19 protein-coding genes are annotated in these 19,953 nt (G+C 60.8%); 1 reads left to right on the plus strand and 18 read right to left on the minus strand.

Annotation, left to right across the window (positions count from 1 at the left end; genetic code table 11):
• Nucleotides 1-20: 20 nt before the first annotated feature.
• From uvrC to K3728_17400, 6 genes are all read right to left on the minus strand, one after another.
• Nucleotides 21-1,904: an excinuclease ABC subunit UvrC gene (uvrC, locus tag K3728_17375; protein UWQ95424.1), complete on the minus strand. Its 1,884-nt coding sequence runs from the start codon at nt 1,902-1,904 to the stop codon at nt 21-23.
• A 292-nt stretch (nt 1,905-2,196) separates the two neighbouring features.
• Nucleotides 2,197-2,970, minus strand: coding sequence for an SDR family oxidoreductase (locus K3728_17380; GenBank protein ID UWQ95425.1), 774 nt, complete (start codon nt 2,968-2,970; stop codon nt 2,197-2,199).
• 12 nt (nt 2,971-2,982) lie between these two features.
• Complete coding sequence (locus tag K3728_17385; GenBank protein UWQ95426.1) at nt 2,983-3,933, minus strand: calcium/sodium antiporter; 951 nt, start codon at nt 3,931-3,933, stop codon at nt 2,983-2,985.
• Nucleotides 3,926-4,126 (minus strand): hypothetical protein, encoded by a 201-nt coding sequence (locus tag K3728_17390; protein UWQ95427.1) that lies wholly within the window; start codon nt 4,124-4,126, stop codon nt 3,926-3,928. The genes K3728_17385 and K3728_17390 overlap by 8 nt, the downstream gene beginning before the upstream one ends.
• Nucleotides 4,126-4,926 (minus strand): S49 family peptidase, encoded by an 801-nt coding sequence (locus K3728_17395; GenBank protein ID UWQ95428.1) that lies wholly within the window; start codon nt 4,924-4,926, stop codon nt 4,126-4,128. Before K3728_17395 ends, K3728_17390 begins: the two co-directional genes overlap by 1 nt.
• A gap of 71 nt (nt 4,927-4,997) precedes the next feature.
• A complete protein-coding gene (locus K3728_17400) occupies nt 4,998-5,819 on the minus strand; it encodes a fumarylacetoacetate hydrolase family protein (GenBank protein UWQ95429.1) in 822 nt (273 codons plus the stop codon).
• Between the two features lie 88 nt (nt 5,820-5,907).
• Here K3728_17400 and K3728_17405 point away from each other — a divergent pair, with 88 nt between their 5' ends.
• Nucleotides 5,908-6,858, plus strand: coding sequence for a ribokinase (locus tag K3728_17405; protein ID UWQ95430.1), 951 nt, complete (start codon nt 5,908-5,910; stop codon nt 6,856-6,858).
• Here K3728_17405 and K3728_17410 read toward each other — a convergent pair.
• From K3728_17410 to K3728_17465, 12 genes are all read right to left on the minus strand, one after another.
• Nucleotides 6,801-7,727: a hypothetical protein gene (locus K3728_17410; protein ID UWQ95431.1), complete on the minus strand. Its 927-nt coding sequence runs from the start codon at nt 7,725-7,727 to the stop codon at nt 6,801-6,803. The genes K3728_17405 and K3728_17410 overlap by 58 nt on opposite strands.
• A 63-nt stretch (nt 7,728-7,790) precedes the next feature.
• The gene (locus K3728_17415; protein UWQ95432.1) at nt 7,791-8,099 is read right to left on the minus strand and encodes a Dabb family protein; all 309 of its coding nucleotides are present in this window, start codon (nt 8,097-8,099) and stop codon (nt 7,791-7,793) included.
• A gap of 19 nt (nt 8,100-8,118) precedes the next feature.
• A complete protein-coding gene (locus K3728_17420) occupies nt 8,119-9,342 on the minus strand; it encodes a glycerate kinase (GenBank protein ID UWQ95433.1) in 1,224 nt (407 codons plus the stop codon).
• Complete coding sequence (locus K3728_17425; protein UWQ95434.1) at nt 9,339-10,343, minus strand: LacI family transcriptional regulator; 1,005 nt, start codon at nt 10,341-10,343, stop codon at nt 9,339-9,341. Before K3728_17425 ends, K3728_17420 begins: the two co-directional genes overlap by 4 nt.
• A gap of 9 nt (nt 10,344-10,352) precedes the next feature.
• A complete protein-coding gene (locus K3728_17430; GenBank protein ID UWQ95435.1) occupies nt 10,353-11,516 on the minus strand; it encodes a dihydrodipicolinate synthase family protein in 1,164 nt (387 codons plus the stop codon).
• A gap of 3 nt (nt 11,517-11,519) precedes the next feature.
• Nucleotides 11,520-13,106 carry a GMC family oxidoreductase N-terminal domain-containing protein gene (locus K3728_17435; GenBank protein UWQ95436.1) on the minus strand — a complete coding sequence of 529 codons (1,587 nt, stop codon included), beginning with the start codon at nt 13,104-13,106 and terminating at the stop codon, nt 11,520-11,522.
• 9 nt (nt 13,107-13,115) lie between these two features.
• Entirely contained in the window at nt 13,116-13,826 is a 711-nt protein-coding gene (locus K3728_17440) for a 3-ketoacyl-ACP reductase (GenBank protein ID UWQ95437.1), read from the minus strand.
• Nucleotides 13,823-15,334 carry a GMC family oxidoreductase gene (locus tag K3728_17445; protein UWQ95438.1) on the minus strand — a complete coding sequence of 504 codons (1,512 nt, stop codon included), beginning with the start codon at nt 15,332-15,334 and terminating at the stop codon, nt 13,823-13,825. The genes K3728_17440 and K3728_17445 overlap by 4 nt, the downstream gene beginning before the upstream one ends.
• Before the next feature lie 77 nt (nt 15,335-15,411).
• Nucleotides 15,412-16,527, minus strand: a complete 1,116-nt coding sequence (gene ugpC, locus K3728_17450; GenBank protein UWQ95439.1) for a sn-glycerol-3-phosphate ABC transporter ATP-binding protein UgpC — start codon at nt 16,525-16,527, stop codon at nt 15,412-15,414.
• A gap of 77 nt (nt 16,528-16,604) precedes the next feature.
• The gene (locus K3728_17455; protein ID UWQ95440.1) at nt 16,605-17,486 is read right to left on the minus strand and encodes a carbohydrate ABC transporter permease; all 882 of its coding nucleotides are present in this window, start codon (nt 17,484-17,486) and stop codon (nt 16,605-16,607) included.
• The gene (locus tag K3728_17460) at nt 17,486-18,376 is read right to left on the minus strand and encodes a sugar ABC transporter permease (protein UWQ97608.1); all 891 of its coding nucleotides are present in this window, start codon (nt 18,374-18,376) and stop codon (nt 17,486-17,488) included. The genes K3728_17455 and K3728_17460 overlap by 1 nt, the downstream gene beginning before the upstream one ends.
• A 119-nt stretch (nt 18,377-18,495) precedes the next feature.
• Nucleotides 18,496-19,737 carry an ABC transporter substrate-binding protein gene (locus K3728_17465; protein ID UWQ97609.1) on the minus strand — a complete coding sequence of 414 codons (1,242 nt, stop codon included), beginning with the start codon at nt 19,735-19,737 and terminating at the stop codon, nt 18,496-18,498.
• Nucleotides 19,738-19,953: the final 216 nt, after the last annotated feature.

Here is a 19,953-nt window from a genome sequence, read left to right on the forward strand (position 1 = left end):
AATCCTGACGCCTGTGCCACTCACGCCTGATCGTGGAAGAAGTCGTAAATCTTCTGGGCCAGACCCTCGCTCACGCCGTCCACTGCCGTCAGATCGGACAAGTTCGCCCGCGACACGGCTTTGGCGCTGCCGAAATGTGCTAGAAGCGCCCGTTTTCGGGCCGCGCCGACGCCCGGCACATCGTCCAGCGGCGTCGCCGACACGGCTTTGGAGCGTTTTGCCCGATGCGCCCCGATGGCAAAGCGGTGCGCCTCGTCCCGCATCCGCTGCACGAAGTAGAGCACCGGATCATTACGTTGCAGCGCGAAGGCGGATTTGCCGGGGACGTAGAATTCTTCCTTCCCCTGATCGCGGTCGATGCCTTTGGCCACGCCGACGAAAGGCACATCATCGACGCCCAATTCGTCCATAATCTCTTTCACAGCCGATACCTGCCCCGCTCCGCCGTCAATCAGCAACAGGTCCGGCCAGGCTTCGGTCTCGCGATCCGGATCTTCCTTCAACAGGCGTGAGAACCGGCGCGTCAGCACCTCTTTCATCATCCCGAAGTCGTCGCCCGGGGTCAGGCTATCACCGCGAATGTTGAACTTTCGGTACTGGCTTTTCAGGTAGCCTTCCGGCCCTGCCACGATCATCGCGCCCACGGCATGGGCACCTTGGATGTGGGAGTTGTCGTAGACCTCCACCCGCTTTGGCGGGGCGTCCAACCCGAAAGCACCCGCCAATCCGTCCAGCAGTTTGCCCTGCGCTTGGTTCTCGGCCATGCGACGCCCCAGACTTTCACGGGCGTTACGCCTTGCGCCGTCCACCAGCTCGGCCTTCTCTCCGCGCTGCGGTACAAGGATTTCCACCTTGCCGCCGCGCTTTCCTGCCATCGCCTCTGCCATCAGGTCCATGCTTTCCACCGGGTGCGATAGCAGCAACTGACGGGGCGGTTCTTTCTTGTCGTAGAACTGCCCAAGGAAGGCTTCGAGAACCTCGGGTTCATCAATGTCGGGACCGACGCGAGGGTAGAAGTCGCGATTACCCCAGTTCTGGTTGGCGCGAATGAAGAAGACCTGCACGCAGGCTTGCCCGCCCTCCATATGGAGCGCGATCACGTCGGCCTCTTTCACGCCCTGCGGGTTGATGCCTTGCGCGGATTGAACATTGGTCAACGCCTTGATCCGGTCGCGCAAGGCGGCAGCGCGTTCAAACTCCATCGCCTCGGACGCCGCGGCCATGCCCTCGGCCAGCTGCCGTTGCAAATCGGTGCTGTCGCCCTTCAGGAAGCGCACGGCATCTGTCACGGAGGCGGCGTAATCCTGTTCACTGATGTGGCCGACGCAAGGGCCAGAGCACCGCTTGATCTGATACAGAAGGCAAGGCCGCGTGCGGGACTCGAACACCGCGTCGGTGCAATTGCGCAGCAGAAAGACCCGCTGCAATTGGTTCAGCGTCCGGTTCACCGCACCTGCGCTGGCGAAGGGGCCAAAGTAGCTGCCCTTTTCTTTCTTCGCGCCCCGGTGCTTTTTGATCTGCGGGAAGGCATGGGTATCGCTTACCAATATATTCGGAAAAGACTTGTCGTCACGCAGCAGCACGTTGAACTTGGGCTTCAACTGTTTGATCAGGTTCTGCTCTAGCAGCAGCGCCTCGGTTTCCGTGCGCGTCGTCAGGAACATCATCGAGGCGGTTTCGCGGATCATCCGTGCGATACGGGGCGAATGGCCCGTCGGCTTCGCGTAATTCGCCACCCGCCGCTTCAAGGCGCGGGCTTTTCCCACGTACAAAACCCGGCTCTGACTATCGAGCATACGATAGACGCCGGGGCTCATATCCAGCGTCCGAACGTAGTCGGCAATGACCTCGGCCCCATGTTTTACGGGCGTAAAGTCCTGAGATGTCTCGGTTTCATTTTTCATCAATTGTGACAGTTTTGTGATTCTCTTTTGCGCTGCAATGCGGCTCCCCCCTTGGCAACCCCTTAGCTTTCCACCGATCTTGTGGATAACCCTGCGGAGAACTCTTTGAGAATAGGAATTTTCCTTTGTTTTTAGCAGGGTTCTACGGTTTGCCTAATTTTTAAGCGCATATGCAATACTTTGTTTTAAAACAGAAAAAACCTTACGTTAAGTTTTGAGGCGGGCGAATTTACCAAATCTTCATAAATGTTACCCGAAATAGCGCCCCAGTGGAGAATACTTGCGAGGCCTTTCATTCTACGCCCAAAACATCGGGGGTTTTCCACCCCAAATGCTGACCTCCATCCACGCAAATTAGCTGCCCCGTGACCGCCTTTGCGGCAAGAAAGTAGCGCAGCGCCGCAACGATCTCTTCGGGGCCAGCACCGCGGTTCAGGACCGTCGCGGCCCGTTGCGCGGCGAAATGCTCGGCCGATTGGCGGGCGCCTTGCATCGTAGGGCCGGGGCCAATGGCATTCACGCGGCAGCGCGGCGCCAACGCTTGGGCGGCGGTTTGGGTGAAGGTCCAAAGCCCGGCCTTCGCCAAGGTGTAAGTCATGAACTCGGGGGTAAGTTTGCGCACCCTTTGATCCACCATGTTTACCACAAGACCACGGGCGACAGGTTCACCGCCCCCGTCGATATCAGGCTCGGGCAGTTGTGCGGCCAAAGCCTGCGTCAACACGAAAGGCGCGCGCAGGTTCGACATCATATGGGCGTCCCACGATGCCCGCGTGGCGGATGTCAGGTTGTCGTAATCAAAGACCGAGGCGCTGTTGACCAGCACCTCCACCGGGCCGAGCGCGTCGATCACCCGGGGCATCAGCCCCTGCACCGCCTCCTCGTCCAGCAAGTCCGCTTGGACGGTCACCGCCTTCACGCCAAGGGCGCGGGCGTCCGCTGCGGTTGCCTCGGCGGCGTCATCGCTGCTGTTGTAATGGATCGCCACGTCATGGCCCTGTGCAGCCAGTTCTAGCGCCATCGCGCGGCCCAACCGTTTGGCGGCTCCGGTTACCAATGCTGTCATGGCTCAGGCTCCTTACATCAAGAGCAAAAGGATATAGCCCACATATAGCGCGGAAAAGACCAAGCCCACGCCCCGGCCCATGGGCCAGCGATAATAGACGAAGGGGGCCAACACGACCGAGGCCGCCAGCATGACCCAAAGGTCAAAGCGAAGGATCTCGGCGTCAACAGGGATCGGACCGACGAAAACCGCCACACCGATGATGCCCAGAAGGTTGAACACGTTAGAGCCAATGACGTTGCCAATCGCCACATCTGCCTGGCGGCGAATTGCGGCCATCACCGTTGTTGCCAGCTCCGGCAACGACGTGCCAACCGCCACCAATGTCAGTCCGATCACCGCATCGCTGATGCCGTATTCCGTCGCGATGGTCGTGGCGCTGTCGATCAGAAGCGAGGCGCCAAGGGGCAGGCCGATCAGACCCAACAGAAGATAAACACAGACCTGCCACCACGGCATGTTTGGGTCTGCTTCCTCGATCTCGTCTATCAGGTCGTCGCAACTGGCCGCGTTACGATGGGCCCGGGCGGATCGCACCGCGTCGCCCAGAACAAAGGCCAAGCCCAACAGCAGGATCGCCCCGTGCCACCACGTAAGGGGACCGACAAAGCACAGGCCGATAAACAGCACCGTGCCGATCATCATGAAGGTATATTCACGCAAGGTGTCGCTGCTGGCCGCCAAGCCGGTGATCAGCGCGGGCACGCCCAACACCAGCAACACATTCGCGGTGTTGGACCCGACCACGTTCCCCAATGCTAGCCCCGGCACGCCGTCCAGAATGGACTGGACCGAAATCAGCAACTCGGGCGCCGAAGTGCCAAAAGCCACCACGGTCAACGATACGATCAGTGCCGGAATCCCCAGGCGCAACGCAAGGTTCACCGCGCCTTTCACAAGCACGTCCCCGGCCAGCAACAGAATTACCAGCCCTAGAGCGGCGTAGCCAAACGTCTCAGCCATTGGTGTCCTCACGACAGACGCGACATTTACCGCCGCGCAGGTTCATCCGGCCGCAATCAGGGCAGGTTCTTGGCTTGGGCAACGGTCCATTCTGGCGATTGCGCCCGATGCGGTTGCCGCCAAGCCAATGCAGTTTACCGAACATGGCCAGCACGGCCATGCCGATCAGGAAAAGGGTTACAATCTTTAGCATTACGTCAGCCCAAACCGGGCAAACAACGCCCGCTCCTCTACGCTTTGATCCAGGTCAGCCAATACCTGCGCCCCCAAGCGAGGGATCAGCGGCTTCTTCGGCCCGTAGGGCGCGAATTTGACCTTCGCTCCATAGAGGTCTTTCATCTTTGGCACCAGATGGCCAATGCCATCGGCAAGGCCCAGTTCCACACCCTTGGTTCCGGTCCAGAACGCGCCGGTAAACGTCTCGGGCGTCTCTTTCAGACGCGCGCCTCTGCGGGTTTTGACGTGGTCGATGAACGATTGATGAATGTCCATTTGCAGGCTTTTGAGGCGCTCAATATCTTCGGCCTTCTCAGGCGAAAACGGGTCGAGAATGCTTTTGTTTTCGCCCGCCGTATGAACGCGGCGTTCCACGCCAAGCTTGCCCAATGCCTCTACAAATCCGAAGCCCGCCGACACAACCCCGATGGAGCCCACGATGGACGAGGGATCGACCCAGATGTCATCGGCGGCACAGGCCAGCCAATACCCCCCCGAGGCCGCGACATCTTCCACGAAGGCATGAACGGGCACGTTCTTTTCATCGGCCAAACGGCGAATGCGAGCGGCCACAAGGGCCGATTGCACAGGCGAGCCGCCGGGCGAGTTGATAATCAACGCCACCGCCGCAGGCTTGCCCTTGGCAAACGCCTTCTCGATCACCGGCGCGAAGGTGGCATCACTGATGCCGCCCCGCGATCCAGATGCAATCGCGCCTTGCAGGCGGATCACGGCGACTTTCGGCTCGGATTTAAGGAAGGGGATCAGGTGCTTCATTCCATGTGATGTAGGCGGCTGGGACCTTGGCAACAAGGCAGCCGCCCATGTTTTCACGCAGATGTTGCCTGTCACGCACCCTGAACGGGCAGGCGTTGCTCGCCCAAACCGTCGATGCCAAGGCGCATCTCTTGACCAGCCCGCAAAAAGACCTGCGGGCTCTTGCCCATCCCCACGCCGGGCGGTGTGCCCGTGGTGATGACGTCGCCGGGTTCAAGGGTCATGAAACGGCTGACGTATTCGACGATGAAATCGGGCTTGAAGATCATCGTGTCGGTGGTGCCGTCCTGCATCCGCTCTCCGTCAACCTCCAGCCAGATCGCGCGGCCCGTCGGGTCGCCTAATTCATCGGCGGTGACCATCCATGGCCCCATGGGCGCAAAGGTGTCGTAGGATTTACCCTTGGTCCACTGGCCGCCCATTTCCTGCTGAAACGCGCGCTCAGACACGTCGTTGACGATGCAATAGCCCGCGATATGCGACGCACCGTCGGTAGTGTTCTTGGCGCGGGTGCCGATGATAACGCCCAGCTCCACCTCCCAATCGGTCTTTTCGCTGCCGGGTGGCAGGATCACTGGATCATTCGGGCCGGAAATCGAGGTCGTGGCCTTCATGAACAAAACCGGCTCGGTCGGAACGTCCCATCCGCCCTCTGCGGCGTGATCGGCATAGTTCAGGCCCACACAGACCAGCTTACCCACGTTGCCGACGCAAGGCCCAAGGCGCACATCGTCGCCCGCCAAGGGCAAATCCTCGGGCGTGATGGCGGGCATTGTGGCCAAGGTGCTGCCGTCAATATCGCTGACCACACCGGACAAATCCCGCACCTTGCCGTCACTATCCAAAACCCCGGGCTTCTCGGACCCTGCTTCACCCCATCTGACAAACTTCATCGAAGATCCTTCCCTTGTGCTTTCAGCGCTCTTGCATTGTTTGGCGGCATCATGCTTCGGTCAGCCCGCAACTCCAAGGGGCAACCACATGACAGACATCATCATTTTGGGCGTCTACGTCGCCGACGCCGCTTACCGGACCGCGCGGATGCCCGCTGTCGGCGAAACGCTTCTAGGGACCGGGTTCCAACTTGGGCCGGGCGGGAAAGGCTCGAACCAAGCCGTGGCGGCTGCGAAAGCGGGCGGTGACGTTGCGTTTATCTCTCGGATCGGAGCCGACACCTTTGGCAAAATGGGCCGCGATGTCTGGGCAGAGGCGGGGGTGCACCCGCTGGTGATCGAAGACGCCGACGTGCCCACGGGATCGGCCGGGATCTTTATCGAGGAATCCTCGGGCAGCAACGCCATCGTGATCGCGCCGGGGGCGTCCGGCCTTTTGTCCGCCGCCGATGTGGAGGCGCGGGCCAAGGAAATCGCAGGCGCCAAGGTTGCCCTGACCCAGTTGGAACAACCCATGGATGCCGCCGTGCGCTTTCTGGAACTGGCCCGTGCCAGTGGCGTCACCACCATGCTGAACCCGGCCCCCGCCGCGGACTTGCCGGACGGGATGCTGGCGTTGTGTGACTACATCACTCCCAACGAATCCGAGACCGAGGCCCTGACGGGCCTTCCCGTGACATCGGTGGAAGAGGCCCTCCTCGCGGCAAAGCCGCTCCTCGCAGCGGGGGTGTCGAAGGGCGTCGTCGTCACCTTGGGTGAGGCCGGATCACTTTATGTGGACGCGACCCAAGCCATTCACACCAAACCGATGAACGCAGGCCCCGTGGTGGACACAACCGGCGCAGGCGATGCCTTCAACGGCGGCTTCGCCACGGCACTGTCCGAGGGCAAAGCCATCAAGGACGCGCTGCTTTTCGCCACGGCAACCGCCGCGCTTTGCGTCACCAAGCACGGCACTGCCGCCTCCATGGGCAGCCGCGATCAGGTGGAAACGCTGCTGTCGTCCGCCTCTAACGACGTTTCGATATCCTTGATGTGAACGTCCAACTCGTCACGGTGCTTGCTTGGCATCGTGTCGATCAAAGTGTCCCTAAGCGCGGGCCATTGCGGTGACTGAAACAGGAACCGCATCCGGTGGTAATGCAGGATCACCGCGTCTGTTGGCGTTTTGCTGTAATCCATCCGGTGTGACAGAGAGTAATTGTAAAGCTCGCTCAACACCCGCGTCTTGTACCCAAAGCGCTTCATCGTCAGGGGCAGCGTGATCTGATCGAGCCACGGGCGCTTGTTGGCAATGGCGCAATTGCGGTCGAAATCCAGCGCCGTGTCCAACCAATGTTCTCCGAACCGGCGACCATCTTCGTGCTTGCCCTCGGGGAAGGCCACAAGGCCCGCGTTGAAATAAGGCACATATTCCAGCTTCGCCCCGCGCAACAGCTTCACCCTTTCCTTCGGCACCTCCATATCAAAATGCGCATAGGCCCGCGTCCAGCGGGCGTTCTTGCCGCCCCATGTGGGCCGCCCTTCTGGCGCGGCGGCGCAGGTATCGGGGGCGAGGTCCATGAAATCAGCGAGAGAGCCGGTGCAGGCCATATCCGTGTCGAGGAACACGGAATGGGTCGCCCCCCGATCATCACAAGCGGCGATGATCTTGTTGCCGTGGGGGTACGGGCCCTTCCACTTCGGCGGCTTTGCCAAGGTGCGCAGTTCAACCCCGCAGACCTCATAGATCGCATGGGTGATGTCGCGCATCTCGGCCCGGTTCTCGGCACTGGCATAGGCGAATTGCTTTACCCGATCGTCGCCCTTGTGGGCCGCCATAAGGGACGCCGCCAAAAGCCACGATTGCTTTTCCAACCGGTAGCCGTCCGCGACATAAAAAAGGGCGAGGGATTTGGGGTCATTCATGGCGGTTTTCCGCATCTGCTGCTCGGGCGTTACCTTGCCCGCAATTGGCGCACCGCGCCAGTGTCAGACCTCTAGATCGACCACAAAGATCCCGTCCGCGCCATTCTTGCACGACGCCACCAACATCGCGCCCGCCCGCTGATGGTCGGGGTTGGCGGTATAGGCATCCAGCGCCGCCTTGTCGGTAAAGGTGCACAGAAAACCGTAGGGGTAGCGTTCCGATTTCTGCTCAAAATCGCGGTTAGGCCCGTGGCGAAATTCCGTGAAGCCAGAAAGCTGAGCGGACAGCGTGTTCAAGATCGCCATCGCTTGCTCGATCTGAGGCATCGCGCCGGGGCCGTCGGGCTCCAGCATCACCAAGTGATATAGCATTGATATACCCCCCTCGGCCCTATTTGACCAAAATTGCGCGGAAATCGTTAACGTTTGTCAGGGTCGGCCCGGTGACAACCTGATCGCCGATACTGGCGAAAAAGCTGTGGGCATCGTTGTTGGCCAGCGCGTCCTGCGGCGAAAGCGTGGTGGCTTTGGTTAACGTGTCCGGTCCAACGATCGCGCCCGCAACCTCTGCCGCGCCGTCCACGCCGTCTGTATCGCAGGCGATGGCATGGATATTTTCCTGCCCGTTCAACGCGATAGCAAGGGCGAGCGCGTATTCCGCATTCGGCCCGCCGATCCCGTCACCGCGCCTTGTTACGGTTAATTCTCCGCCCGACAGGATCAGAGTGCCGGGGGCAGCCTTCAGGGCGTGGGCGGCATGGGCCTTGGCAATGTCCCTCGCCTCCCCCTCGATGGAATCTCCCAGTATTTCAACGGTGTAGCCTGCCGCCTGCGCCTGTTCCGCCGCCGCTGCCAGCGATTGCGATGGGGCCGCGTAGATCATGTTCGTCGTGGTGGACAGGCGCGGGTCGTCCGGGCGGACCGGGTCGCCGCCCTTCTGGAGATACGCGCCGATGGCAGGCGCAGGCACGACGCCCCAATTACCTAGCTCTTTCAACGCATTAGCCGCGCTTCCATCATGACCAACCGTCGGCCCGCTGGCAATATCGCCGGGGTCGTCGCCGGGCACGTCCGAGATCATCAGCGCCAACATCCGCGCCGGATATGCGGCGGCGGCCAGCCTTCCGCCCTTCACGGCTGAAAGCTCTTTCCGGATGCCGTTGATCGTGCCGATCGGTGCGCCAGACGCCAGAAGATCAGTCGTAAGCTGTTGTTTTTCTTCCAGAGTCACCCCCTCGACCGGGGCGCACAACAGCGCCGATCCACCGCCCGAGATCAAGGAAAGCACGAAGTCACCCTCGCCCACCGTATCCAGCAACGCCAACATCCGCTTGGTCGCCGCCACCCCCGCCGCGTCGGGCACGGGGTGGGAAGCTGAAGCGATTTCAATGCCTTGGCAGGGTCTTTCGTAGCCATATCGGGTGATGACCAAGCCTTCACAGGGGCCCCATTCGGCCTCCACCGCTTCGGCCATGCGGGCGCTGGCCTTGCCTGCCCCGATCACCACAACGCGGCCCTTGGGCTTGGGGGGCAAAGCACTGGCCAGCGATTGCATCGGGTCCGCAACGCGCACGGCGCAATCAAACAAACTCCTCAGAAAGTCGTTATCTTTCAATTGCTTCTTCCCGTGCTGGAGGTTCTTGCCACAAGCTCTACCGGGAAGCGATGTTCTGGCAACGGCGTTTCACCGTTCAACATCCACGCCAAAAGCCCGTCGGCAATGCTGCGGGCGAAGCCTTCGATGTCGCAGCCAACCGACGACACTTGCGGCCAAACCTGTGCGCAATCCTCAATATCGTCAAAGCCCACAAGCCGAAATTCCCGGCCCAATTCCACACCTTCTCGGGCGAAGCCGGACAACATGCCTAATGCCACTAAGTCATTGAAACATATGGCAGCATCTACATCCAATGGCAGTTCCTTCACCGCCTCCACCCCGAAGGCGCGGCTGCTGCGACCGTGGAGGGTAAACGGCTCCGCTCCGGCGCGTTTGATCTCGGCCAGATAGCCTGATTTCCGTTCTTCCGTGATGGCGCGGCCTTCCATGCCGCCGACGAAAGCGATGCGTTTCGCGCCCTGGTTCATCAGGTGCCGCGTCGCCTTGGCCGAGCCCGCCGCATAGTCGAAGGACGCGAAGGGAAACAGCCCGGTGCGCGGGTCGGTTTTGCGCAACACCTGCATCGCCGGGATGCCCGCCCGCTCGATCTGATCGAAGGCGTCGCCCGCGTCATCGTAGGCCGGGGACACCACCAGCGCCGAAACCCCGTGTTCGATCATCGAGCCGATCAATTTCTCCTGCAAATCAGGGTCTTCATCGCTGTTCGCAATGACCGTTGCATAGCCCTTCGCGGCTAGGGTCATCTGTAAGACCGTGGCGAATTCGGTGAAAAACGGGTTGCGCAGATCGTTAATGACAAGCCCCACAAGCCCCGCCGATTGCGACCGCATCTGCGCCGCTGCGCGGTTGTAGACGTAGCCGATGTCCGCCATCGCCGCGCGCACCGCATCGCGGGTCTCGGCCTTCACCTGCTTGGAGTTCTGCAACACCAGCGACACGGTGGATTTGGAGACGCCAGCCTTTGCGGCAACGTCAAGGATGGTGGGGCGGCGGGTCATGGTAAATGCTTAACCGTCGATCCCATGGAGCGCCAGAAGGTTGGCCATTTTCGCCTGCGCCCGGTCCGGGTTGGACAAAAGGCGCGCTTGGTCCGCAAGGCGGAACACTTCGGCGAAGTGGCTGATTTCGCGAGAGGATTGGAAGCCGCCCGGCATGATGAAGTGGCTCTGCTGCCCGTTGAGCCACGCCAGAAACGCAATGCCCGCCTTGTATAACTGCGTCGGCGCTTTGAATATCTCACGGCTGAGCGGCACGGTGGGCGCAAGCAGGGCGTGATACGTTTCCGTATCCCCCATAGCCAGCGCCTCCAGCGCCTGTGACGCGGCGGGGGCTATGGCGGCGAAAATGCCCAGAAGCGCGTGGGAATGATGGGTGCCGTCGCCCTCAATCAGGGCAGCGTAGTTGAAATCATCCCCGGTATAGAGGCGAACGCCATCCGGTAAGCGGGCGCGGAACGCCTCCTCATGCGATTGATTCAGAAGGGAAATCTTCAGGCCATCGACCTTGGCGGCATTCCGCACGATCAAATCATGCACCACCTCATCGGCCTGCGCGACATCGTCGCTGCCCCAGTAACCTTTCAGCGCCGGGTCAAACATATCGCCCAACCAATGAAGGATCACCGGCGCTTGCGCTTGGGTTATCAGATCGTCATAGAGCCGCGCATATTCCTGCGGGCCCGCGCCGATTGCGGGCAGGGCGCGGGTCGCCATCACGATCACCTGCCCGCCTGCGGCCTCGACCGCCTCCATCTGATGAAAAAACGCCTCTCGGATCGCGTCGATTGTGGTTAATGCCTCTGATGCCACATGATCCGTCCCTGCCCCGCAAGCGACCCGAGGCTGCGCCGGATGTGCTTTGGCGGCGGCCATGGTGCGTTCGATCAATTCCCGCGCGGTGGGCCAATCCACGCCCATTCCCCGCTGCGAGGTGTCCATCGCCTCGGCCAGTCCAAGCCCTTGATCCCAAAGGCCAACCCGGAACGCCAATGTCGCATCCCAATCCACAGCGGGGCGGCCCTGCCAAGGGTCTCGCTCGGCCAAAGGATCGCTGATGACATGGGCCGCGGCAAAAGCCGTGCGGGTTAGCGGCACCTTTGGAGCACGGGGCACCAAGGGCTCTCCCGTTAAGGAATAGGGTTCCAACGTGCCGGCGTAGGTGGGCAGCAACATGGTCTAAACTCCTTGGTCTTCACGGATCATATCGGCGGCTTTTTCACCGATCATGATCGCGGGTGCATTGGTGTTGGACGACACGACGCGCGGCATGATCGAGGCATCGGCAACCCGTAGCCCCTCGATTCCATTAAACGCCAATCGCGGCGTGACAACGGCGCTGTCGTCCGGCCCCATGGCGCAGGTGCCCGCGCAGTGATGCGAGGTTTTGGAATGGGCGCAGATGAAGTTGAAGTAATCCTCATCGGTGCGCACATCAGGGCCCGGCAAACGCTCGGTCCGGATCATGTGGGCCAGCGCATCTTGGCCAAGGATTTCCTGCGTCAGTTTCAGCCCCCGAATGGACATCTCGCGGTCATGGGGATCGGCGCAGTAGTTCGGATCAATCAACGGCGCTTTCGCCGGGTCGGCGCTGGCCAGCCGGACAGAGCCACGGGACCGGGGCCGCAGGTAGCAGGAATTCAGCGTCACGCCGCCATCGGGCATAGAGACAACGCCCGCTTCAATCCCGGTCCCAAGGCCAAGGTGGAACTGCAAATCGGGTGACCGCGCGTTGGGGTCTGCGTACCAGAAACCGCCCGTTTCAAAGAGGCTGCTGGCCACCGGGCCCTTGCGGGTCGTCAGGTATTGCAGCCCCGCAAGCACGCTAAGATGCGGTTTGGCGAAGCGGTCGTAGGTATGGGGGCCGGAAACCTCGGCAATGCAATACAGGTCCAGATGATCTTGCAGGTTGCTGCCCACCTGAGGCTGATCCAGCACCACGTCGATGCCAAGCGCCCGCAGGTCGTCTGCCGGACCAATGCCCGATAGCTGCAACAACCGGGGCGAGCCGATGGCCCCGCTGGACAGCACCACCTCGCGATCGGCGATCAGGCGGGCTCCGTCTATCATCTCGACCCCAACGGCACGGCCTTGTTCTACGATGATCCGCCGCACGTGCGCGCGGAGTTTTACGGTCAGGTTCTTGCGGCCCCGGTTTGGATGCAAGAACGCCATCGCGGCCGAGGAACGGCGGGCGTTCTTCTGGGTGAGCTGATAGTAGGCCGCGCCTTCCTGAACCTCTCCGGTGACGTCCTCATTGAACGGAATGCCCACCGCTTTGGCTGCCTCGAAATACGCTTCACAGATCGGCAGGGGCGCGATGGGTTTCGACACGCCCAGGGGGCCGTCTTGCCCGTGATAGCGGCCTGAAAAGGTGTCGTTCCCCTCGGACTTGCGGAAGTAGGGGAGGACATCTTCATAGCTCCAGCCCTCGCATCCCAATTGCCGCCATTCGTCGTAATCCAACGGATGCCCACGCGTGTAGATTTGCGCGTTGATCGCCGATCCGCCACCGATCACTTTGGCCTGCGTATAGGTGAACACTTTGCCCTGCATGTGAGCTTGGGGTACCGTGCTCCACCCCCAGGACCCGATGCCTTTGGTCATTTTCGCAAAGCCCGCAGGCAGGTGGAAAAACGGGTGGCGGTCAGACCCTCCGGCTTCCAGCAGGCAAACGCGAACGTCGGGATTTTCCGACAGCCGGGACGCGATGACAGAGCCGGCAGAGCCGCCACCGATGATGATGAAATCAAAGCCTTCAGCCATGGGACCGCCTCAGAAAGTCTGGATGGACAAGCCGCCATCCACAGGGATTTGTGCACCAGTGGCAAAGGCGAAATCGCCCCGTGCCAGGGGCACGACGATGTCGGCAATGTCGCGCGGCGTGCCCCAGCGGCCCATGGGCACGGTGTCCGGGATCGTGGCGTCGTAGCGCTCAGCCACGGGGGCCGTCATGGCCGACTGGATGATGCCGGGGCGAATGTCAAAGACGCCGATGTTGTGAGGCGCGAGGCGTTCGGCAAAGGCTTTCGCCGCCATCGCGGTGGCCGCCTTGGAGATGCAATATTCCACCCGAGACGGGTTCACGATGGTCGCGCTGACCGAGGTAATGAAGGTGATGGAGCGGTAAGACTCCGCTGGCATATCCAGCATCCGTTTCGCTACCGCCTGTGCCAAAAAGATCGCGCCACGGGTGTTGACCTCTTGGCAGCGGTCATAGCTTTCCGGCGTCATTTCAAGCACATCGCCCCGTGCCATCGCGCCCACGCCCGCGTTGGAAATAAGCGTGGTGATCGGACCGACCGCATCCATAAGCGCCGGGATCGCTGCAATGTCGCGTACGTCATGTTGGTGGTAGCTGGCCGGGAACGGTAGTTCTGCCGAGGCGGCCTCAGACGCGACCGCAATTTCCCACCCCGCGGCGTGAAGGGCCGTCGCAATCCCAAGGCCTATGCCCTGCTGGCCACCGGTAATAAGCGCTTTCATGTCGTGCCCTTTTCAAAGCCTGCCATTTCGCCATTGGCGGGCAAGGTCAACGCGAGGTGGTCCGCTTGGCGCAAGGCCAGCGCGGCAATGGTCAGCGACGGATTCACCGCCGCCGAGGTCGGCAGCAAGGAGGCATCGCAGATATAGAGGTTATCTAGGTCATGAGCCTTCCCGAACGCGTCGCAAACGCTGCTGTTTGGGTCCGTCCCGATCCGCGCCGTGCCGCATTGATGGGACGGCGTGCGGCGATCAAACGCCCGGGACAGCACCACTGGGAAACCGATACGTTTGAGCGTCGCCTTCAGCTTGGCCACCAGCGCCTCATGGGCGGCAAAGTTGGAGCGTTTCCAATTCAGCACGATATCGTCTCCGCGAAGGGTGACACGGCTATCGGGGTTCGGCAAATCCTCGGACATGGCGTAGAAATCAATCGCCCGGTCCGCGATCACTTTGGCCAGCGGTTTTGGTAAGCGCGTTTGCGCGGCGAGAATGGGCGCGGAGACGCGCCCGAGGAGCTGCACGTTGCCCAAGGGCGCCCCGTCAGGCCCGCCCGACAGATACCAATCGTTCATCTGCAAGGTCTTTTGATACACCGAGCGATTGCGCCGCGTGCTCAGCGCCAGCACCGCGCTGGCGTTGTGGTTCATGAAGTTGCGCCCCACCTGGTCCGAGCGGTTGGCCAACCCATTGGGGTCTGCCTCGGTGGCTGAGCGCAACAGCAACGCCGCCGTATGAACTGCGCCTGCCGCCAGCACGATGCGTGGCGCGGATAGCCGCCCGGCGGACGTTAGCAGGCCGGTGACACGGGCTCCCTCAACCTCGACCTTGCGGACCTCCACTCCGGTGCGCAGGGTCACGTTGGGGTGCGCCAGAGCCGCCACAAGGGCCGCACTTTCGGCGTCTAGCTTGCCGCCGGTGGTGTCGGGGAAGCCATCCCAAGGGGTACGCGCGCGCTGCAACCAACGCTCCAAATCCACCGCCAAGGGCAAGGGGGAAGGGTGCAATCCCGCTTGGGTAAGCCGTACGGCGAGGTCTGCGATGGTGGGTTCATGGGGGATCGGCGGAAAGGCATAGTCTTGATGCGGCGGCTCTGTCGGATCTTGCCCCATACGGCCCCGCACTTGGTAGAGCGCCTCGGCCTGGGTGTAGAACGGCGCGAGATCGTCATAGCTGATCGGCCAACCGGGCGTCGTACCACCCATATGGGCGATCGGGCTGAAATCCGCCTCACGGTAGCGCAGCATCACCGCGCCGTAGAATTTGGAGTTGCCACCGACACAGGCATAATTGCCGGGGTTAAATCGCTCCCCCTCCGGGGACAACCAAGTCTCATCCGGGCGGAAGTGACCGGTCTTGAACACGGCCAAAGGATTACGGGCCTCGGGGCAGTCGTGCAGCAACTGCCCCCGTTCCAGGATCAACACGCGCAGGCCCGTCGCCGCCAGCCCTGCGGCCAGCGTCGCGCCCCCCATACCGGAGCCTACGATAATGATATCGGCGTCGCTCATGATCACACTAGTTAATTTTGGAACGTTCCAATTTCAAGCAAAAAATAGACCCGAGCGTCTCCACTCGGGTCCGGCTTTCAGGCGATGCGGTCTTCGGTTTTCGGATCAAACAAGACGGCCTTATCCATGTTCACTGCAAACTCAAACGGTTGGCCCGCGTGAACGTCAGCGTCCGCCCGCATCCGGGCAATGCAATCCTTGCCAGAAAGCGTGGTGGACACGAAAGTATCCGCGCCCGCGGGCTCGGTTACGCTAACGGTGTTGGTCATGGTCTGGATGTTGCGCGCATTACGATCGGCCCCTTCGGGATCTGTAATCGCCTCGGGCCGGATGCCGAGCATCACGTCGCTATCGATGTAATTGCGGTATGCCACCGGTGCGTCTTCAATCCGCAGATGGACATCAGCTCCATCAGCCCCCGCGAACACCGCTTGGATCACGCCGTCCTTTTCGATCAGACGCGCGTTCAGCACATTCATCGCGGGCGAGCCCATAAACGTCGCCACAAACAGGTTGGCGGGGTTGTCGTAGATCTCTTTCGGGGTGCCCAGTTGCTGCACATAGCCATCGTACATCACGGCGATGCGGGTGGAGAGGGTCATCGCCTCAATCTGGTCGTGGGTCACGTAAACGATGGTGGTGCCAAGCTTTTGGTGCAGCTTCTTGATCTCGGTCCGCATGTCCACACGCAGCTTCGCGTCGAGGTTGGATAGCGGTTCATCAAAAAGGAACACGTCGGGGTCCCGCACCAAAGCGCGGCCCATGGCGACACGCTGGCGTTGCCCGCCGGACAGCTGGCCGGGTTTGCGATCCAACAGATTCTCGATTTGCAGCAGCTTGGCCACATCGGCCATGGCCGCATCCCGCTCAGCCTTAGGGGTGCCCTGCATTTCCAGGCCGAAGGTGATGTTCTGGCCCACGGTCATGTTCGGGTACAAAGCATAGCTTTGGAACACCATCGCGATGTTGCGCTTGGAGGGCGTCACATCATTGACGACGCGGTCTTTGATCGAGATCTCACCCGAAGTGATTCCCTCGAGCCCTGCGATCATGTTGAGCAACGTGGACTTGCCGCAACCCGACGGCCCGACGAGGACAAGGAACTCTCCCTCCTGCACCTGGATGTCCACCTTATGCAGAACCTCCACCGCGCCGTAGGATTTGGTGACGTTGTTGATGTCTAGAAAACCCATGGATCAGGTCCTTTCAGTGATCGAGAACACGGATTCTTCGTACGAAGAATCGCCCCCTCGAATTTTCGTACGAAAATTCATCCCTTCACGCTGCCGGCCATGAGACCCCGAACGAAGTACCGACCGGCCACAATGTAGACGAGAAGAGTAGGCGCGGCGGCCATGATGGCGCCCGCGAAGTGAACGTTATACTCGCGCACACCGGTGCTGGAGTTCACGAGGTTATTAAGGGCCACCGTCATCGGCGCGGCGCCGCCGGACGCGAAGGAAGCGCCAAACAGAAAATCATTCCAGATATTGGTGAATTGCCAGATGCAGCACACCGCGATGATCGGCCCGGACGAGGGCAGCATGATCCGCCAGAAGATCTGGAAAAATCCTGCCCCGTCGATCTGGGCCGCACGAACCAGCTCGGTCGGGAAGGCGGCGTAGTAGTTGCGGAAGTAAAGCGTCGAAAAGCCTACACCGTAGACCACATGGACCAAGATCAACCCGTATGTGGTGCCCGAGATGTTCAGAAGTCCCAAGACACGTGCCATAGGAATCAGGACGATCTGGAACGGGATGAAGCACGAAAACAGCAGCAACCCAAAGACCCAAGTCGCACCCCGGAAGTGCCATTTTGTCAGTACATAGCCGTTCAGCGCCCCCGCGATAGTGGAAATCGCCACCGCTGGCACGGCCATCGCGATGGAGTTGATGAAGTAGGGCCGCAGCCCCGTGGGCGACACGCCGATTTGGGCGGTGGACCAGGCGGACAGCCATGGCTCGATCGTCCAGTTGTGCGGCAGGGAAATCATCCCCCCGCTGGTAATCTCATCCAGCGGCTTAAGCGAGTTCACCACCATGATGAACAACGGCATCAGATAGAACAGCGCGAATAGCACCAGGACAAGGTACATGAACGTGCGTGTCACCTTGGAGGACCGAATAACGGTATCGTTGGAAGCAATCGACATCAGTTCTTCTCCCGCAGCTCGGCATAGAGGTAGGGCACCATGATTGCGGCGATGGTCATCAGCATGATCACAGCCGATGCTGCGCCGATCCCCATCTGGTTCCGCGTGAAGGTGTATTCGTACATGAACAACGCTGGCAGCCATGTGGACGTGCCGGGGCCGCCGTCCGTCATCGCCACGACAAGATCGTAGGACTTGATCGCAAGGTGGCTCAGGATCACGAAAGCCGACAGAAACGCCGGGCGCAGTTGTGGCAAAATGATCCGGCGATACATCTGAAAGGTAGAGGCGCCGTCCATCTGGGCCGCTTTGAGGATCTCGTTGTCGATCCCGCGCAGGCCCGCAAGAAACATTGCCATCACAAAGCCCGACGACTGCCAGACGGCGGCGATCACGATGGTGTAAATCGCCATGTCGCTGTCTTTGATCCAGTCGAACTGGAAGGTCTCCCACCCCCAACGCTGTACCGTGACCTCTAGCCCGATGGCGGGGTCCAAAATCCATTTCCAGGCTGTGCCCGTCACGATGAAGGACAGGGCCATGGGGTACAGGAAGATCGGGCGCAACAGGCCCTCGCCCCGAATTTTCATGTCGAGGAAGATGGCAAGGAAAAGACCGATGATCGTGCTGATGACGATATAGAGGCCCGCAAAAACCCCCAGATTGACAATCGCCGTGTCCCACTGGCGCACCCGGAACAGGCGTTCGTAGTTCTGAAATCCGACCAGATCGAAGCTCGGCAGCATGCGCGAGCCGGTGAAGCTGAGGTACACTGTGAAGGCGATAAAGCCGTAGACGAACAGCACCATCACAGCGAATGACGGGGCGAGCACGATCTTGGGCAGCCAGTTCTGTAGGCGTGTGCGGAAATCCGCGCCCCCAGACAGCATGGGATCGGTTGCGGCCATGGGGCCTCTCCTTCAGTCGAACAGGAATTGCGGGCGGGCCGAAAACAGGGGGCACCCGACGGGAATGGACCGGCCCCGAAAGGGGCCAGTCCGTCTAGTGATTATTGGTTCAGCTCAACCGCTGTAACCATTTCCTCTGCCGCAGTGGCGGAGTCATACTCACCGTTGAAATGCGCCGTGATCACGTCATACATCGCGTTCTGGATGGATGGTGGGTTGGCGTGGCCGTGGGCCATGGACCCAAACAGACCGCCGCTTTCGCCAGCCGCTGCCAGATCGGCCATTGCCGCCTGACCGCATGCATCGAAGGAAGACGCGTCGATGTCGGTCCGTGCGGGCGCAGAGCCTTTGACCACGTTGAACGCGATCTGGAACTCAGGGCTCATCACGGCAGTTGCCATGGCAAGTTGGGATGCTTGGTCGCCCTCGTCCTCAACGCCGAACATGGCGAATTGGTCGGAGTTGAACGTCACGGTGCCTTCGGTGCCGGGAACGCGGAAGCACTGGAATTCTTCGCCAGCGGTTTGACCGGCGTTGACGAATTCACCCTTCGCCCAGTCACCCATGATCTGGAACAGCGCTTCGCCGTTGATCACCATAGCCGAGGCCAGGTTCCAGTCACGACCCGAGAAGTTGTCGTCCACAAAGCCACGCAGCGTGTTCATCCGGTCGAAGGCTTCAACCATCAACTCACCGCCAAGCGCGTCAGCGTCGAGATCGATCATGGAGGCCTGATAGAACTCAGGACCGCCAACACCCATCACCATCGAATCGAAGATGGTGGCGTCTTGCCAAGCCTGACCGCCGTGAGCCAGCGCTGTGTAACCGGCATCTTGGGCCGTTTGCATGGCTGCAACGAAGTCTTCCCAAGTCTCGGGCTGCTCGATGCCGAGTTCTTCCATCAGCGCCGTGTTGGCCCAAACCCAGTTGGTGGAGTGGACGTTCACAGGGGCTGCAACCCAATGGCCGTCGTAGGTGGAGAACGCTTGCAGCGCCTCGGGCACAACTTCGTTCCAGTTCTGCTCTTCCGCCAGCGCGTCAAGGTTTGCCAGCGCGCCTTCTGCGGCCCAATCCTGGATCGAGAAACCCAGCATCTGAACGGCGGTGGGGGCGTCGCCTGCGGTGACGCGCGCACGCAGAACGGTCATGGCGTCAGAGCCACCGCCGCCTGCAACAGGCATGTCGGTCCAGCCGATGCCGTTGCCTGCCAGATCTTCGCGCAGAACGTTCAACGCAGCCGCTTCGCCGCCCGAGGTCCACCAGTGCAGAACTTCAACCTCTTGCGCCATCACGGCACTGGTCGACAGCGCAACAACAGCGGCACCCGTGTACAGTTTTTTCATCATGGTCATTCGATTTCCTCCCAATTGACCGATCCCCCTCCCGGGGTTGTCAGAATTAAAACGTTATAAATCCGGTTCAAGTCAACCAGAAATTTTGTCACCCGTCCGCTCATCACGCCGCATTGCGGCATATTTTGCTCACTATTTCTGCATTGCAGAAATGGCTTAGGCACCGATATGCGCTATTGTAACGTTTGAAATCCTGCGTAATACAAT

This window comes from Rhodobacteraceae bacterium M385, from assembly GCA_025141835.1.
GTDB lineage: Bacteria > Pseudomonadota > Alphaproteobacteria > Rhodobacterales > Rhodobacteraceae > Gymnodinialimonas.

Excerpts from the sequence above, each read along its gene's own strand:
- uvrC (UWQ95424.1), bottom strand. The coding sequence starts at position 1,904 with ATGAAAAATGAAACCGAGACATCTCAGGACTTTACGCCCGTAAAACAT.
- K3728_17380 (UWQ95425.1), bottom strand. The coding sequence starts at position 2,970 with ATGACAGCATTGGTAACCGGAGCCGCCAAACGGTTGGGCCGCGCGATG.
- K3728_17385 (UWQ95426.1), bottom strand. The coding sequence starts at position 3,933 with ATGGCTGAGACGTTTGGCTACGCCGCTCTAGGGCTGGTAATTCTGTTG.
- K3728_17390 (UWQ95427.1), bottom strand. The coding sequence starts at position 4,126 with ATGCTAAAGATTGTAACCCTTTTCCTGATCGGCATGGCCGTGCTGGCC.
- K3728_17395 (UWQ95428.1), bottom strand. The coding sequence starts at position 4,926 with ATGAAGCACCTGATCCCCTTCCTTAAATCCGAGCCGAAAGTCGCCGTG.
- K3728_17400 (UWQ95429.1), bottom strand. The coding sequence starts at position 5,819 with ATGAAGTTTGTCAGATGGGGTGAAGCAGGGTCCGAGAAGCCCGGGGTT.
- K3728_17405 (UWQ95430.1), top strand. The coding sequence starts at position 5,908 with ATGACAGACATCATCATTTTGGGCGTCTACGTCGCCGACGCCGCTTAC.
- K3728_17410 (UWQ95431.1), bottom strand. The coding sequence starts at position 7,727 with ATGAATGACCCCAAATCCCTCGCCCTTTTTTATGTCGCGGACGGCTAC.
- K3728_17415 (UWQ95432.1), bottom strand. The coding sequence starts at position 8,099 with ATGCTATATCACTTGGTGATGCTGGAGCCCGACGGCCCCGGCGCGATG.
- K3728_17425 (UWQ95434.1), bottom strand. The coding sequence starts at position 10,343 with ATGACCCGCCGCCCCACCATCCTTGACGTTGCCGCAAAGGCTGGCGTC.
- K3728_17430 (UWQ95435.1), bottom strand. The coding sequence starts at position 11,516 with ATGTTGCTGCCCACCTACGCCGGCACGTTGGAACCCTATTCCTTAACG.
- K3728_17435 (UWQ95436.1), bottom strand. The coding sequence starts at position 13,106 with ATGGCTGAAGGCTTTGATTTCATCATCATCGGTGGCGGCTCTGCCGGC.
- K3728_17440 (UWQ95437.1), bottom strand. The coding sequence starts at position 13,826 with ATGAAAGCGCTTATTACCGGTGGCCAGCAGGGCATAGGCCTTGGGATT.
- K3728_17445 (UWQ95438.1), bottom strand. The coding sequence starts at position 15,334 with ATGAGCGACGCCGATATCATTATCGTAGGCTCCGGTATGGGGGGCGCG.
- ugpC (UWQ95439.1), bottom strand. The coding sequence starts at position 16,527 with ATGGGTTTTCTAGACATCAACAACGTCACCAAATCCTACGGCGCGGTG.
- K3728_17455 (UWQ95440.1), bottom strand. The coding sequence starts at position 17,486 with ATGTCGATTGCTTCCAACGATACCGTTATTCGGTCCTCCAAGGTGACA.
- K3728_17460 (UWQ97608.1), bottom strand. The coding sequence starts at position 18,376 with ATGCTGTCTGGGGGCGCGGATTTCCGCACACGCCTACAGAACTGGCTG.
- K3728_17465 (UWQ97609.1), bottom strand. The coding sequence starts at position 19,737 with ATGAAAAAACTGTACACGGGTGCCGCTGTTGTTGCGCTGTCGACCAGT.